This is a genomic window from Brevibacterium renqingii (genome assembly GCF_017808095.1).
In the GTDB taxonomy this organism is placed as follows: domain Bacteria; phylum Actinomycetota; class Actinomycetes; order Actinomycetales; family Brevibacteriaceae; genus Brevibacterium; species Brevibacterium renqingii.
This window is the reverse complement of record NZ_JADBHG010000004.1, coordinates 164,723-179,709: the sequence shown is the minus strand read 5'-3', so window position 1 is coordinate 179,709 and position 14,987 is coordinate 164,723. Positions and strand designations below refer to the sequence as shown.

The window sequence follows — 14,987 nt, the reverse complement described above, 5'->3', positions numbered from 1 at the left end:
ACATATGAAACCGTTAACGTGGGTGTCAAACCGATTCTTGGGGGCTGTAGAACAATGACCGATGACAACAACAACGAGCAGAATCCGTTCGAGCAGATCTTCGGAATGCTCTTCGGTGCCAATGGCCCCGGTCAGGGCGATGACAAGAACGAGTCCGGTATGCCGCAGGGCTTCCAGATCGACCCGTCGATGATGGCGACGATCATGAATCAGATGCAGGGCCTGTTCGGTCAGGGCGCCGACCCGCAGGGCCAGGCGGTCTCGATCGCGCAGAAAGCCGTCCCGACTCCCGATCCTGCGGTGAGCGAGGAGGCGAAGCGCGCCACCACCGACGCCTTCCGTCTGGCCGAGCTGTGGCTCGCCGAGGCGACCGAATTCTCCGTGGCCAATCGCACGGCCACTCCGTTGCGCCGCGCCGACTGGGTCAGCGAGACGATGCCGGGCTGGCAGAAATTCGTGCTGCCCATCAAGGAGAACATGTCCACGGCTCTGACTGAGACCCTCGAGTCCCAGGTTCCGGCAGAGATGAAGGGCATCCTCGCGGGTGCATCGTCGATGTTCGGCTCGATGAGCGATTCGATGTTCGCCATGCAGATCGGCCAGGCCGTGGGAGCGCTCTCCGAGAGCGTCCTGACCGGCACCGAGGTGGGCCTGCCCCTTCTGCCTCACGACACCGCCGTCCTCGTCGAGACCAACGTGGACGCGTTCGCCACCGATATCGACGTCGATGCCTCCGAGGTCCGCATCTATCTCGCCGCTCAGGAGCTCGCCCACCTCGCTCTGTTCGAGCGCGCCCCGTGGCTAAGCGCCCAAGTCGAGACCGCACTGACCCGCTACGCACAGGGTCTCAAGGTCGACACCTCGCAGATCGAGGACATGGCATCGAACATCGATCCGTCGAACATCTCCGATCTCAGCGAGAACATCCGCCAGGGTCTGTTCAATCCGCCGACGACAGATGACCAGAAGCAGGCGCTGACCTCTCTGGAAAATCTGCTCGCCGTCATCGCCGGCTGGGTCGATGTCGTCGTCTACGAAGCCTGCGCGCACCTGCCCGGCCGCGATCAGATCCGCGAGGCGCTGCGTCGTCGCCGCGCCACCGCCGGACCGGCGGAGAAGACCTTCTCCACCCTCGTCGGCCTGCAGCTCAACCCTCGGCGCCTCCGGGATGCCGCTGCCCTGTTCGCCTACCTCGAATCGCAGGGCGGTGCCGAGGCCAGGGACAACGTCTTCTCCCACCCGGACCTGCTGCCCACCACTCAGGACCTCGACGATCCGCTCGGGTACTCGGAGCGCCGTCAGGCCGAGTGGACCAATGAGTCGAGCATCGACGAGGCACTCAGCCGCATCCTCGCCGAAGGCCTAGACGGCACCGACGGATCTGATCCGTCGCAAGCCGACGGCACAGACTCGGTCACGGGCTCAGGGCCGGCCGAATCGACGACCGAAGACTCGACCGGCGAAGCAGACGACGATTCGTCATCCGAGGGCTCGTCAGGAGACGACCCGGAATCCGACGAGACCGACGGCCGCTGATTGATCGATCTCGAAGCTGCCCGCCGAGAGGTCGGGCGGGCGCCCTCGAATCCGTTCGTCGCCGAGTTCGCCGAACTCTTCGCACAGCAGGGAGCGGACTCCCTGCGCCGTGACGGCGGCGCGCACCACCTCACGGCCAGTTGCCTGGTGTTCGATCCCAGTGCGGAATCGGTGCTGCTCAATCATCATGGCAAGGCGCAGCTGTGGGGACAGTTCGGCGGGCACCTCGAACCGATCGACCACTCCCTCCGCGAGGCCGCCCGGAGGGAAGCCGAGGAGGAGAGCGGGCTGGCCGATTTCGCCTGGGTCTCCCCTGCGCCGATCGACCTGCATGTCCACGATCTGTCCTCAGCGTTCGGAGCCTGCACCCGTCATTTCGATGTCGTCTTCGCCGCCCGGGCATCGGTGGCCGAGTCGCCGAGCGCGTCTGCGGAGTCCCTCGACGTCGCCTGGTTTCCCTTGGGAGAGCTGCCGTCAGACCTCATGCCCGATCTGCCGGCTCGACTGCCCGACCTCTACCGGTCTGCGGTCGCATCCCTCAGCGCCTGCGGCTGAAGCGCTCTCCGTCGCTGAAGCCCTCGAGGTAGAGTTTTGCCTCTGCCTGCCGCGGATGGCGATCCGCCAGCGCATGGAACTCCTTCGAATGCGGACCGATCTGCAGATGGACGAGCTCATGCACCACCACCGTCTCGAGCACCCAACGCGGCACTGATTGGAGCCGATGGGAGATCCGGATGTCTCCTGTCGACGTCGTCGTCGACGCCCATCGGCTGATGTTCTGATTCGTCACCCACCTGATCGACGCCGGACGCAGCCGTCCTTCGAAATACCGTCTGCTCATCTCCTCGGCGACCTCGACGAGGTCAGCGGCGGACGAATGGTCACGTGCGGAGAGGCGATTCAGCAGATCGGTCAGCGACCGGACGTTCGCCTCCACGCTGTAGCGCACCGGAGCGCGCAGCACATAGGTGTCGATCTCCTTGGAGACGGCCACAGTCTTCTTCCGGCGCGCCGATCTGCGCACCTCGATCTCGCCGCGGGCGATCGCCCGGAGCACCTCTTCTTCGTTCCACTGCTGTCGCTTGGCCACGGCACCATCATAGGAAACCTCACTGACGCAGAACCGCTTGAGCTCCCGTCCTCACACCTTGTGAATTTCCTGAGTATTCTGATTCACTGGTCCTCTCTGCGACCGTCCACAGCCGCGTGCGTCCTCGATTTCCCTGCCCGGCGGGGGCTCGCCCCTCATTGAGCCGCGCTCATCAACAGCCTCGGCGGCTTTCAAGGCACCTTTCCTCCACAATCTCTGCGGTGATATCCACAGACTGTCCACAAGCTGTTGACGTGTCTGTGCATGAGGACGCATTGACGCGAGGGCGAATGCAGAATAAGTTCTATGCTTGACCCCGGAAAACCCGGAGATGCGTGCGGAAGGGGAAGCCGCACGAGTCTCCGCGAGCGCCTGGGGCATCATGCGGTTGAGGGCATGTCGGAAGACGCTTTCCGGCCTGTCCTCAATCGTTTTCCACAGAGTTGTCCACAGCTTCTCGTGCTCCATGGCCATTCCCCTCGCCGTTCACTACTGTGGAAGTCCTCACAGCAGGCGAGGCGAAGGGGCCCCGATGTTCAGAATATTTCCCAGTGTTCCCATCACGTGGCGTTCGTCCTCGTGCATTCAGTTCGGCGCGGACGATCCGATCCTCATCGACGGATTGCTCCCGGCCGATGCCACTCTCATCGAAGATCTCCGGCTCGGCATCGGCTCGTCCCAGTTCTATGCCCGCGCCCAAGAGCTCGGCGCCGATCTCGGCCGAGCGAGTTCCCTGATCACGCTGCTCGGCGAAGCCGGAGTGCTCATTCCCGACGGTGCGGACACCGGTGCAGTGCCGAAGGGCTCTCCCGTCTTCGCAGCTGCCCACAGCTACGGCCTGTCTCCCGGCCGAGTCTCGCAGGCCCTGGCCTCTCGGCCAGTGCTCGTCACCGGGCCGCTGCAGGCCATTCTCGAGGGCCACCTCGCTGCCACCGGGTTTGCCATCTCCTCAGCAGGGCGCATCGAGGAACTCGACCTCATGGCCGCCCCGCTCGTCATCACGAGTTCGCACCTGGTTCCCGATCTCCATTCGGCCATGTGGCTCAGCGACCGTGAGGTCGATCACTGCCAAGTGGTCCTCGGCGAGTCCGCTGTGGAGATCACGGGCCTCATCCGCCCCGGACGCACACCGTGCACAGTCTGTTCCTGTCTGCACCGGAAGGACGCCGACGCGGGGTGGCTCGATCAGCATTCGCGCATCCGTGCGCTCCCCGAGCGCGAGAGCCTGTCCGACCCTCTCGCTCGTGTCCTCGGCGCGGCACATGCCGTTCAGCTGCTGCGACATGCCCTGCTGCGGCCAGAGCTCGACCCAGTGCGTCGCATCATCTCGCTCGATGCAGGAACTGTCAGTGAGGAAGGGCTGGCCTTCCACGATCGCTGTCACTGCCGTGCACCCGTGCCGGATTTCGGATCAGTCGGAGAGCAGGTCCAGTAGGCTCTTTCCGTACAGCTCGAGTTTCGTCGCGCCGACGCCGGGCACACGGGCGAGCTCGTCGAGATCACGTGGACGGTTCTCAGCGATGACGGACAGAGAGGTGTCGGTGAGGACCAGGTAGGGCGGAAGACCCTGTTCCATCCCCACCCGGACTCTCCAGCGCCGCAGCCGGTCGAGCAGTTCGAGATCGACATCGGCGGGGCAGTCGGAGCAGCGCCCGAGGGCGCGATCGACTTGCGACACGAGTGTGCGTCCGCACCGGCTGCAGCGATTGAGAACGGCCGTATCATCGGCTTTCCGTGGTTGCCCCATAGCTTGGTCGAGCTGTCCGAGTTCGGAGAGGAACCGGGATGATCGGCGGGGTTTCTGCTTGGAGTCGAAGCGGGCGAGCGACCAGCTCATCCGCAGCTGTCTGCCGGCACGGGTCAACGCCACATAGAACAGGCGCCGTTCCTCTGCGATGGCCCGCGGCGTCTGTGCGTAGCTGATCGGCAGCAGCCCCTCACTGAGGCCGACCAGGTGCACACTGTCCCATTCGAGTCCCTTGGCGGCGTGGAAGGACGCCAGAGTGACGCCTTCGATGTCGGGAGCGAACTGGTGCTCGGCACGATCGGCGAGATCGGCGAGAAAGGTCTCCATCGGCACCGGCAGCTCCTGGCCGGCCTGGTGTCCCTCCGCGAGGTCGACGAGGGCCTTGAGAGATTCCCATCTCTGCCGGCTGGCGCTTGGGCCCGGCGGTTCGCCAGTGAAGCCGAGGGAGCCCAGCACTTCCACGACGGCTTCGGGAAGCGGGCGGCCGGAAGACGTGACTCGTGCGGCCTTGAGCATGAGCACGGCCTCTTTGACCTCTTTGCGCGCGAAGAAGCGCTCCCCTCCCCGCAGCACGTAGGGAATCCCTGCTGCGGCCAGTGCCTGCTCGTAGGCTGGGCTCTGTCCATTCGTGCGAAAGAGCACGGCGATGTTCCGAGGGCGACGTCCTGCTCGGATCTCTGCTGAGATCGCATCGACCACTCCTGCGGCTTCGGCCTCATCGGTCGGGTATTCGACCATGCTCGGCTGTTGACCCACAGGATTGTCCGTTCGAAGGGTCAGAGCACTCTTCGACGTATGTCTGAGGAGGCTGTTGGCGGTGGTCACGATCGCCTGTGAGGACCGATAGTTGCGGACCAGTCGGATTGTTCTGGCCTCGGGCATGGTGGTGTTGAGTGATCCGAGCAGGCTCGCATCGGCGCCGGCGAAGGAGTAGATGGTCTGCGCGGGATCGCCCACGACGCACAGATTGTCGCGAGGGCCCAGCCAGCGGGAGAGCACATCGAACTGGAGTGGTGAGACGTCTTGGAATTCGTCGACGACGAAGTGCCGGTACTGGTCGCGGATCTCTGCGGCGATCGCCGGATATTCCGCCAGGACCCCGGAGAGCACCAGCAGCACATCGTCGAAGTCGAGCAGCCGTCCTCGCGTCTTCGCCTCACCATAGGCTTCGAAGATCCGGACCATGTCCTCGACGCCCAGCTGTCCCGGCAGATCGCGTGCGGCCGCCTTCGTCGCATAGTCTTCGATGCCCAGCAGCGATGCCGCGGCGAACTCGATCTCGGAGGCGACGTCTCGGGTCATTTCCCGACTGGTCTCCATTCCGAGGCTCTGCATCACCGACCCGATGATGCCGACTTTGTTCTCGATGATGCGGGGGAAATCCCCCTCGGCGAAACGATCCCAGAAGTAGCGCAGCTGGCGCAGAGCTGCGGAGTGGAACGTGCGTGCCTGCACTGCGGGCACACCGAGTCCGCGCAGGCGCGAGCGCATCTCCCCCGCCGCCTTCGCCGTGAAGGTCAGGGCCAGGACATGGTTGGGCGGGAACACCTCGGTGGCGATCCCATAGGCGATGCGGTGCGTCATGGCTCGGGTCTTGCCCGTGCCGGCACCGGCGAGGACGATCACCGGAGAGTCGAAGTGGGTGGCGACGTCTCGCTGCTCCTCGTCCAGGGCCTCGAGAAGGGCCGTGGCCGAAGCGTTCACGCGTTGTCCAACCAGCTGTACAGGAGTTGGCCTGCGATGGAGACGGTCGACGGGGCGCGCACGGCCTTCTCCGCAATGGCCGTGCGCAGCTCATCCCGGGTGAACCATTTCAGGGAGGCGATCTCAGCCTCGTCGGCGGCGAATTCGCGACTGGGAGCTTCGGCCGAGAATCCGAGCATGAGTGAGCAGGGGAAAGGCCACGGCTGGGACCCGAGGTACCTGGGGTCGGTGACCTCGAGGTGGGCCTCCTCCCAGATCTCTCTGATCACCGCGCGTTCGAGTGTCTCTCCGGGTTCGACGAACCCGGCCAGGAGCGAATACCGATCGGCTTCCCACGCCGCGTTGTTGCCCAGCAGCACACGTTCGACACCATCGTCATCGGTGTTGACGATGACGACGATGACGGCGGGGTCCGTGCGCGGAAAGTGCTCGCTGCCGGTCTCCGGGTCGCGGCGCACCCAACCGCCGAGCGCCGGTGCGGTCGGAGCGCCGGTGCGCGGAGAGTACTGATGGGCGCGATGCCAATTCCCCACTCCGACGACTTCACAGGCCAGGGACACCTGCACGTCGTCGAGGGCTTCGGCCAGCTGTCGCAGGGGCAGCCACACGGGCTCGGTGCTGTCGATGCCGCCGGGGGCGGTGAGCAGGTCACTGGCGTCACGGGCACGGAAGATCTCCAAAGCGGAATCGAGGCGGCTGCGCCCGGCGTCATCGAGTGACACGCCGATGTACCGCGCCCCCTGAGCATCCCTGCCGAGGTAGATCTCGGTCTGGCCCTCGGGCACCAGATCGCGGTCGCCGAGGAACAGCCCACCGGCGGCAACCAGCAGACTCCCGCGATGTTCGAAGACCGGAACCGCTTCGGACTCCCAGATCTCAGTCAGATCTCCGTCCCCTCCCCGGGTGAGATGATCTCGATCGATTCCATGGCGGGCTAGGCTGATCGGCTGCACGAGAGGCAATGGCTTCATGCTCTCCACGATATCTCAGGGCTCTGACACGTCCCGGCCCGCGAGCGAGCACCGTCCGGCCGTCCTGCTCGGCTGCGGCTGACACGCTCGGCGGCGCGTCCCGTGTCTCAGCGCGGGGCAGACGGTAGATTGGGAAAGGTGGATAACAAGGCGCTCAAGTTGACTGCGATCGCGGCGACGATGCTCGACGGCTTCGCCCCGACGAAATGGACACCCCTGCCGCCCCTGGACGACGGTGTCAGAGTCCTGCTGGCCGACGACCGGCAGCAGCTCGTGGCGACGGCTCAGACCCACCTCGACCGCACCGCGGACACCGGTTCGGCCGCCGAGGCGGGGCGCATCTACGATGCCATGTACCCGCACGCCGACTTCACATGGCCGCATCTGCGGGCCCTCACCGAGGTCGACGCCGAATACTTCGGCACCTCGACTCCCACGACCGTGACCCTCGTCGATCCGCTGCCCGGGGCGCCTCTGGGCGATGTGCCCATCGCCGACACGGCTCGGGCCAGCTCGCTGGCACAGGCTCTGGCGACGCTGCACTCGGCCGCGCCCGAGTCGGTCTCCGAAGCGGGTTTCCCGGTCGAGGATCCCTCACGGTCGCAGTTCCTCATCCTCGAACGACTCGATCAGGCCGCGAGCACCGGACGGGTTCCCTCCGCTCTGCTCCAGCATTGGGAAGAGGAGTTCGAGAAGGTCGCTCTCTGGCACTTCCTTGCCACCCCGATCCACGGATCCATCGACGAGATGAGTGTCTACACGGACCAGGAGCGGGTGCTCGCACTGTCCGAGATCGGTCGGCTGCGGGTCGCGGACCCTGCTGTCGATCTGGCTGCGGCTTCCGCGCTCATCGACCCGGCGGCCCTGTCGACGTTCTTCGAGGAGTATCTCAGTTCCCGCCCCCGCGCTGATGATCACGTCGTCGCCCGCGCCGAACTCCTGGCCGAGTTCGCTGTGCTCGATTGGCTCCTCGAAGCCGTCGACTCCGGCGACGAGAGCGCCATTCAGGACGCCGCCGACCTCTTGGCATCATTCAATGATGTTCTCTTCGCCGCCGCTCCGGCCACCGGTTCCGATTCCGGCGGTGGGCGGGGCGAGGAGACCGTCGCGGATTCCGCTGCAGCCTCCGCAGCCGCCGGCGACGACTCGCCCGGTGCCCCGCGACCCGAGCGTTCCGCGGACTCGGAGGCCGGCGGGGTCGAGGCTGCGATCACCGAGAGACAGCGCAGCGATGTCTTCATCCCGCGGGCCCGACCGACCGCCGACGCCGGCGATGCCGCACCCGACATCGACCCGGCCTCGGACGGACAAGACGACACCGGCCGGCAATCGGATCGCCCCTGAGTCTCCGGATCCCTGAGAGCGGTCTTCCTGCAGGCCGAGGTTCACTCAGGCGATGTCATTGTCTTCCAGCCATCGGATGACCTCGTCCTCGTCGGGAAGCTCGGTGAAGCGCACGATCTCATCGCTGCCGACGAAGAAGAAGGTTCCGGTCACCTCGGTGATCTCCGGGTGCGCGCGCAGTATCGCGAACCGGTAGAGCGCCAGCTGCCACTTCATCACTTCGAGTACGTCGGCTTCGGGCTTCTTCGAGGTCTTCCAGTCGACGACCTCGGCGTGCCCGTCGGTGATGAACACGGCGTCGATCTTGCCGGGAACCCGGAACCTGCCGAGGACGAGTTCGAACGACATCTCCACATGGTCTGCTCTTCGAGTGGCGAATTCGGAGCCCAGGAAGGTCCTCTGCAGCCGTTCGATCGTGTCCGCGTCGATCGGTCGCGAGAACTCATCATCACCGATGTCGATGCTCGACTGCCCGAAATGCTGTTCGACCCACGAGTGGAAGGCGGTGCCGATCTCGGCCGCCCGGCTGGGCGGCGTCGGAATCGGTCGGAGCGTCTGGGTGCGGAAGCCCTGCGGGTCACGCCGCCAGGCGACCATCGCTGTCGCGGACAGGCGGTCGGGCATGCATGCGGCCGAACCAGTCTCGGGTCGATCTCCGATGCGCAGAGCCTGTGCCGCATAGCGTCCGACAGGGCCGGGTTCTTCCGTCAGGGCCTCCAGACCGACGTTCGGGCTCTCGTCGACCCAGTCGGCAGCTCTCTGAGCCGCTGCGACCTGGCTGGTGCGCGAGACCGGCCACGGGGTGGTCTCGATTCTGTCCTCCGCCGATTCGTCCGCCGGCTCGGGAATCTCCACCTCCGTTCCCAGCACTTCGATCGCCTCGGTGAGGAACGGGGACGGCTCGTCGGGTACAGTTCTCGAGCCCATGAGCTCGGCACCGAGCCACAGATATCGTTTGGCACGGGTGAAGGCGACATACGCTAGACGCCGCTCTTCGGCCACATGGGCCTCGGCGATGCGCGGTCGGATGAAGTCCCCGATCCACTCGTCGAGTGCCTTCTTCGTCTCGAACTCGGCCTCTCGCAGGTCGAAGTCGACGAGATGCGCTCGGTCGCCGCGCAGCGGATACGGCAGGGCCGTGCGCTCCATCCATCCTTCTTTGTCACGCGGTTCAGTCGGGAAGTCCTTGACCACGAGCGAGGGGACGGCGACTGCATCGAACTCCAGTCCCTTCGAAGCGTGGACGGTCATGATGTTGATCGCATCGGCAGCGGCTGTCGGCTCCACCGTGTTGAGTGCATCGTGAGCCTCCATGAGGCTGAGCCAGGACAGGAAGCCGGCGATCGAGGGGCGATCGTCGGTGGCCGAGTACTGGCTGGCCGCCGATAGGAAGGAATCGACGGCGGACCTGTGCAGATTGCGCAGGGAACCGCTGAGCCCCCAGATGTCCGAGTCGATGCCGGTCTCCGACATCGCCGTGCGGATGATCGCGGAGATGGTCCCGGTCCCGGACCGGATGGTGCGCAGCGCCCGGGCCAGTCTGACCAGTCGGTGCAGCGCTTCTCGGCTCAGCCCCGCGCCCTGGAAGTCCCCGGCCAGCGTCTTCTCCGCTGCCGATCGCGCACCCTGGTCGAGGGCGCGTCGGACGTCGATGAGTTCGTCGAGGCCCTCGACGATGGTCGCCTGGTCGATGGCTTCGACGATGACTTCCTCCGGGTCGGTCCCGGTTCCGCCCCGCTCCGCCTGACGTCGTTCGGTCTGCCTGCGGGTGAAGGTCTGCAGTCCGGCGATGTCGCCGGCGCCGAGTCCGAGCATGCGCCCGCTGATGAGCCGCATGAGCTCGTCGCCGGCCATCGGGTCGACGGCCACGGTGAGCACCGCCCTGAGGTCGGCGACGAAGGGATCGCTGAGAAGCCCGGACGATCCGTGCACATGGACTCCGAACCCTGCGACCTTGAGAGCGGCGGCGACGGGGGCGAAATGTGATCGTTTGCGGCACAGCACTGCTTTGGTCGAGCCCTCGGGGACGGTGCGGAACCATTCGGTGAGTGCTCTCAGCCCGTTGGTGAGGTAGTCCGGATCATGGGCACCCGAGCTGATCTCGATGCTCACCTGCCCGTCGCCGGCGCCGTCGCGGGCAGACAGCGGGGTCTCGCTGCTGTCGCTCAGACCGTCGGCGATGCGATTGGCCACTTGCAGGATCGAGCAGTCATTGCGCCAACTGGTGCTCAGCGTCAGCGATTCGACGTCGCTGAAGTCCGCGGAGAAGCGGATCATGTTGTCGGCGCTGGCACCTCGCCAGCCGTAGATGGCCTGCCTGGGATCTCCGACGGCGGTGACGGCGGTGGAGTGGAAGAGGTCGCGCAGCAGTTTGAGCTGGGCGACCGACGTGTCCTGGAACTCGTCGAGGAGGACGATCTTCCACCGGGCTCTCTCGGCTTCGGCTGCGGCCGGCACGCGGTCGATGATCCGCTGCGCGAATCTCACCTGGTCGGAGAAGTCCATGGCCAGGTTCCGTCGCTTCGCCTGCATATAGACATCAGCCAATCGTGCCGTTCTGATCTTCGCCTCGATCTTCGCTCGTCGTCCGTTCGGGTCGACCGGTTTGCCCTTGCTGGACACGAGTGCGGCAAGGCACTGCTCGAGGTAGTCGGTGACTTCCTCGACGCTTCGCCCATGATCGTTCATGGCTCCAGCCAGCGCGATGATGTCGCCGATCATCGTCTCCCGGGAGAAGTTGCCTGGGATCTCGTCCGGGGGTGTGGAGTCGATGAGGCTTCCCGCGAGGGTGTGTGCGGCGGCATCGTCGAGCAGCACCGTCTCGGGTTCGATGCCGATGCTGACCCCGTGTTCGCTCACGATCGAGGCGGCATAGGAGTTGTACGTCGACACTGTGGGATTGTCCAGGCCGGGCAGCGACAGGTCCTGGCCCTGCCCGAGCCTGTGCCGGAGTCGGGACAGGAGCACGCGGATGCGTCCTCCGAGCTCGCCGACGGCTTTGCGCGTGAATGTGAGTCCGAGGATCTCCTCCGGGGACACATACCCGTTGGCCACCAGCCACACCACCCGTTGGGAGATGACGGTGGTCTTGCCGGACCCCGCACCGGCGGTGACCTTCATCGATTGCTGCGGGTCGGCTTCGATGATGACCCGCTGTTCGGGGCTGGGCGGGAAAGCCTGCGCGGGGTCGGCCGCCGTGAGTCGCGCGAGCTGCTCGGCGCTGAAACGCATCAGTTCTCCTCCAGCATCTTCGGTCCGATCGCCGGGCAGGACGAACGGACGGGACAGCTCTGACATTTCTGCGGCTCCACTCGGGCGGGGAAGGTCGCCGCTCGCATCCGGCCGGACACGTCGGAGATGAGCTCTCGTGCCCACCCCGGATCGTCAGCGATCTCGAGGGCCGGCTGCTCCCTGACGGTGCGGGAGGAGTTGCGCAGGAAGACGAGTTCGGCCCCGAAGGCGCGAGCGTCGAGCCTCTGATCCTCTCCGACCGTGATGGTTCCCGAGTTGATCGCCTCCTGGTACACGCCCAGCTGTGCGTGCCGGTCCATCTCCTTTCCGGCTACGACGTTCCTGCCCGTCTTGAAGTCGACGATCCGCAGGCCGCCCTCGACCTCCTCGACCCGGTCGAGGCGGCCGGTGACCTTCCACTGCCGTCCCTCGGCGTCGACGCCGACGGCGTAGACCTGCGCTTCGACTCCGACGAGCCTGCCGGGGGCGTTCACGATGTATTCGCCGAGGCGGTCGGCCATCTTCATCGCCACGTCGAGTTCGCGCTCGCGCTCCCAGTCCGCGTCGAACTCGAGTGACTCGAATTCCTGCTGCACATAGGCGCGGAGCGCAGAGGTCGGCCCTTCGGGATGCTTCTCGGCGGCCGCGTGGATGATGGTGCCGAGGTTCTGAGCTGTGGAGCTCGGGCGGTCCCCGCCGTTGCGGGTGAGGAACCACCGCAGGGGACAATCGGTGAACGATTCGACCTGCGATGGCGAGACCCGAACGGTGTCGGCGGAGGTGTAGAGCGGCTCGGTCGAGGTGATGTCCTCGGATTCGCGCCACCGTTCCGGCCCTTCGACCGCCGAGCTCGCCGCCGACAGAGCTCTCATCAGCTGTGCCCAGGTCCGAGTCTCCTCGTCGGGAGAGGCCGCCTCGGCTTTGTGCGCGGCCTCGCAGTGGTCGTCGTTCCCGCGTTCCGGGTCCAGCTGCGCGTCTGCGCGGTGCGCGGCGGCCTGCAGCAGATGAGCTCTCGCATGAGCGGCCATCTCCGGCAGGGTCAGCGGGGGCAGCTCGTCCTCGTGGGTGATCGCGTAGCCGTCGGCCGCCTCGGTGCCCCTGACGGTCCCGGCTGCCAGAACGTCGAAGAACGGTGAGGGCTCGGTCTCCGCATCCGTCACGGCCGTGACGATCACCTGTTCCTGAGCCCGGCTCAATGCGGTGTAGAACAGTTCGCCCTCCTCGCGCAGATTCGTTCGCTTCGCGTGCGAGTGGTATCCGGGGTCTCCCGTCACCGTCACCCCGGTGGCCAGCACCGAGGCGAGATCGGTGAGACCGAGGATGCCGCCGCGCAGCTTCGGGTTGGGCCAGACTCCGTCGTTGACATCGGCGATGATGACCAACGGCACCCGCACATGGGCCAGCGAGGCGGGCGTACCGACCCGCACATGATCGGCGAATCCGGCGGTGTCGGCCAGGGAGTCCTGCGCGATGTCCTGTTCAGCGACGATTCCGGCGAAGGAGCGAGCGGTGAATCCACCGCGGTCAGCGATCTTCTCGGCCAGCGCGAACAGGCGCAGCACCGAATCCAGGTAGCCGTGGGTCACCGACTCCGGATCCCGCAGCGCCTCGGTCTGCCACCTCTGGGCCACTCCGGCGGCCTCCCAGATCGTCCACAGAGCCTGATGGGGATCTGCCGTCCCGACCTCGGCCGCTGCATGGAGCATGCGCGAGATCGTCGCCAGACCCTGGGGGGACGAATCGCCGATCGGACTGCGCAGGGCCTGGGCGAGCGAGGCCGTGCTGCTGGGCGCGGGGAACAGTCTGCGCACGGTGCGTCTGAAGCGGCGGATCTGCACCGGGTCGAGTCGGACATAGATGCTGCCGGCCAAGGACAGGGCGAGTTCGGCGATGGACTCATCGTCGTCGAAGTCCGGGGGCGTCGAGAGCAGCTGCAGGAGCGGGGCGGTCGCCGGGTCGACGTTGAGCGGCTGCATCAGGGTGGCGATGGAGACTCCCGAGGCGCGCAGCTCGTTCGCGATCGTCCGAGCAGTCGTCGAATTGCGGCAGATCAGGGCGACATCCGACCAGGAATGCCCGTTCTCCACGAAGTTCGTGATCCGTCGGGCCAGATACCGGTGCCCCGAGGCATGTCCTTCGAACACGTGGGTCTCCACCCGTACTTCGGGATCGGACTGCGGATCCGCCTCCACGGGGGCGTCGTCCCCCGCCGGGGCGCCGGCCCGTGCGGGCTCTGCGAAGCCCGCGACCTCAGGACCAGCGGACCGGTCCCCTGCCCCAGCGGCGCCGTCCCCAGCGGCCTGCGGGCGAGGTCTGGGCATGTGTCCCAGGGACCAGCGAGTGGTGATCCTGCCGCCGAAGCCGTCGACGACCCGGGTGAGTCCCGGATGGGCGTCCCGCTGCCGGTCAAGGACGACGGTATCGAACTGCGTGTCCGTCGTGGCCCGGTCGATGATCGAGGCGTCCGCACCGTGGAAGCGGCCGGTCACCGTCTCCGGGGCTCCGAACAGGGCGAGTGCGCTGCCCCGACGCCTCAGCTGGTCGAGGATCCCCCAACTGGCCGCCGGGAAGTCCTGCACGGCGTCGGCGAGCACCACCGTCGGCACGGGATCGGGCGCGAAGGTCCACGGTCTGCCCGCGGTCACCTCGGCGGGTTCGCGGAAGATCTCGAAGGCTGCGAGGGCGAGGACGGTGGCGGAGTCGATCCCTCCGTAGCCCGGCATCGACATGATGCCCAGATATTCGTCGAGGATCTCGGCCACGGCCGACCACCGAGGATCGGGATGCTGTGCGAGGACTCGATCGAGCGCGCTGCGTCCATAGTCGAAGACGAACTCACCGGATTCGGAACCGTTGTCCGCCGGCTCGGGCACACGCAGACCGAAGTCGAATTCCATCACGCGGTTGAGTGCGTCCCTGACTTCGGTGCGGAACGCCGAGGTCGACCGTACCTCTGCGGTGATCTCCGCGGGCCAGACGGGCGCGCGGACGTGGCCGAGCTCGTGACCGGCGAGGAGATCTGCGAGGAACACGTCCTGGTCGGCTCCGGAGATGAATTCGAGGTCCTCTCCGGTTCTCGTCGTGTGCGCGGCTCGGCAGATCCCGTATGCGAAGGAGGACAGGCTGCGGGCGGGGGCGGCCGACAGCACTGCATCCGCAGGCACCTCGAGGCGGTTGCGCAGCACATCTGCATGCTCACGGTCGGGAGTGAGCACGAGGACGGAGGCGGGAGCGATCCGGGTCACCAGATGCGAGTAGAGCGATTCGAGCAGGCTCGTCTTCCCGGTGCCAGGTCGACCGATGATGTTCACGCAGCCGCCGCCGAGCAGAATGCCGCCCATCTCCTCCGTCATCTCTTCCATAC

At 66.2% G+C, this 14,987-nt stretch carries 10 protein-coding genes; 4 read left to right on the top strand and 6 right to left on the bottom strand.

The window, feature by feature from the left end; all coding sequences use genetic code 11:
* Positions 1-54: 54 nt before the first annotated feature.
* On the top strand, positions 55-1,536 hold the full coding sequence (locus IIE29_RS09850) for a zinc-dependent metalloprotease (protein WP_209325072.1): 1,482 nt from the start codon (positions 55-57) through the stop codon (positions 1,534-1,536).
* The gene (locus IIE29_RS09845; RefSeq protein ID WP_209325071.1) at positions 1,537-2,091 is read left to right on the top strand and encodes an NUDIX hydrolase; all 555 of its coding nucleotides are present in this window, start codon (positions 1,537-1,539) and stop codon (positions 2,089-2,091) included.
* On the opposite strand, the gene IIE29_RS17145 is transcribed toward IIE29_RS09845, so the two are convergent.
* Positions 2,075-2,626 (bottom strand): M48 metallopeptidase family protein, encoded by a 552-nt coding sequence (locus IIE29_RS17145; protein ID WP_343071863.1) that lies wholly within the window; start codon positions 2,624-2,626, stop codon positions 2,075-2,077. The genes IIE29_RS09845 and IIE29_RS17145 overlap by 17 nt on opposite strands.
* A gap of 51 nt (positions 2,627-2,677) precedes the next feature.
* Positions 2,678-3,094 (bottom strand): hypothetical protein, encoded by a 417-nt coding sequence (locus IIE29_RS09835; RefSeq protein WP_209325070.1) that lies wholly within the window; start codon positions 3,092-3,094, stop codon positions 2,678-2,680.
* A 64-nt stretch (positions 3,095-3,158) separates the two neighbouring features.
* On the opposite strand from IIE29_RS09835, the gene IIE29_RS09830 reads away from it, so the two are divergent.
* Entirely contained in the window at positions 3,159-4,061 is a 903-nt protein-coding gene (locus tag IIE29_RS09830; RefSeq protein ID WP_209325069.1) for a hypothetical protein, read from the top strand.
* Here IIE29_RS09830 and IIE29_RS09825 read toward each other — a convergent pair.
* Together IIE29_RS09825 and nudC are read right to left on the bottom strand one after the other, a co-directional pair.
* Entirely contained in the window at positions 4,038-6,077 is a 2,040-nt protein-coding gene (locus IIE29_RS09825) for an ATP-dependent DNA helicase UvrD2 (protein WP_209325068.1), read from the bottom strand. The two genes, IIE29_RS09830 and IIE29_RS09825, sit on opposite strands and share 24 nt — an antisense overlap.
* Positions 6,074-7,048 (bottom strand): NAD(+) diphosphatase, encoded by a 975-nt coding sequence (gene nudC / locus IIE29_RS09820; protein ID WP_209325067.1) that lies wholly within the window; start codon positions 7,046-7,048, stop codon positions 6,074-6,076. Before nudC ends, IIE29_RS09825 begins: the two co-directional genes overlap by 4 nt.
* Positions 7,049-7,207: 159 nt before the next feature.
* On the opposite strand from nudC, the gene IIE29_RS09815 reads away from it, so the two are divergent.
* Positions 7,208-8,392 carry a protein kinase family protein gene (locus IIE29_RS09815; RefSeq protein WP_209325066.1) on the top strand — a complete coding sequence of 395 codons (1,185 nt, stop codon included), beginning with the start codon at positions 7,208-7,210 and terminating at the stop codon, positions 8,390-8,392.
* Between the two features lie 45 nt (positions 8,393-8,437).
* Here IIE29_RS09815 and IIE29_RS09810 read toward each other — a convergent pair whose 3' ends face one another.
* On the bottom strand, positions 8,438-11,623 hold the full coding sequence (locus tag IIE29_RS09810) for an ATP-dependent helicase (protein WP_209325065.1): 3,186 nt from the start codon (positions 11,621-11,623) through the stop codon (positions 8,438-8,440).
* Entirely contained in the window at positions 11,623-14,985 is a 3,363-nt protein-coding gene (locus IIE29_RS09805) for a PD-(D/E)XK nuclease family protein (protein ID WP_209325064.1), read from the bottom strand. The genes IIE29_RS09810 and IIE29_RS09805 overlap by 1 nt, the downstream gene beginning before the upstream one ends.
* Positions 14,986-14,987: the final 2 nt, after the last annotated feature.

Bases quoted from the DNA above. Each gene is read 5' to 3' on its own strand.
- IIE29_RS09835 (WP_209325070.1), bottom strand. From the start codon at position 3,094: ATGGAGCACGAGAAGCTGTGGACAACTCTGTGGAAAACGATTGAGGAC.
- IIE29_RS09850 (WP_209325072.1), top strand. From the start codon at position 55: ATGACCGATGACAACAACAACGAGCAGAATCCGTTCGAGCAGATCTTC.
- IIE29_RS09805 (WP_209325064.1), bottom strand. From the start codon at position 14,985: ATGGAAGAGATGACGGAGGAGATGGGCGGCATTCTGCTCGGCGGCGGC.
- nudC (WP_209325067.1), bottom strand. From the start codon at position 7,048: ATGAAGCCATTGCCTCTCGTGCAGCCGATCAGCCTAGCCCGCCATGGA.
- IIE29_RS09830 (WP_209325069.1), top strand. From the start codon at position 3,159: ATGTTCAGAATATTTCCCAGTGTTCCCATCACGTGGCGTTCGTCCTCG.
- IIE29_RS09810 (WP_209325065.1), bottom strand. From the start codon at position 11,623: ATGCGTTTCAGCGCCGAGCAGCTCGCGCGACTCACGGCGGCCGACCCC.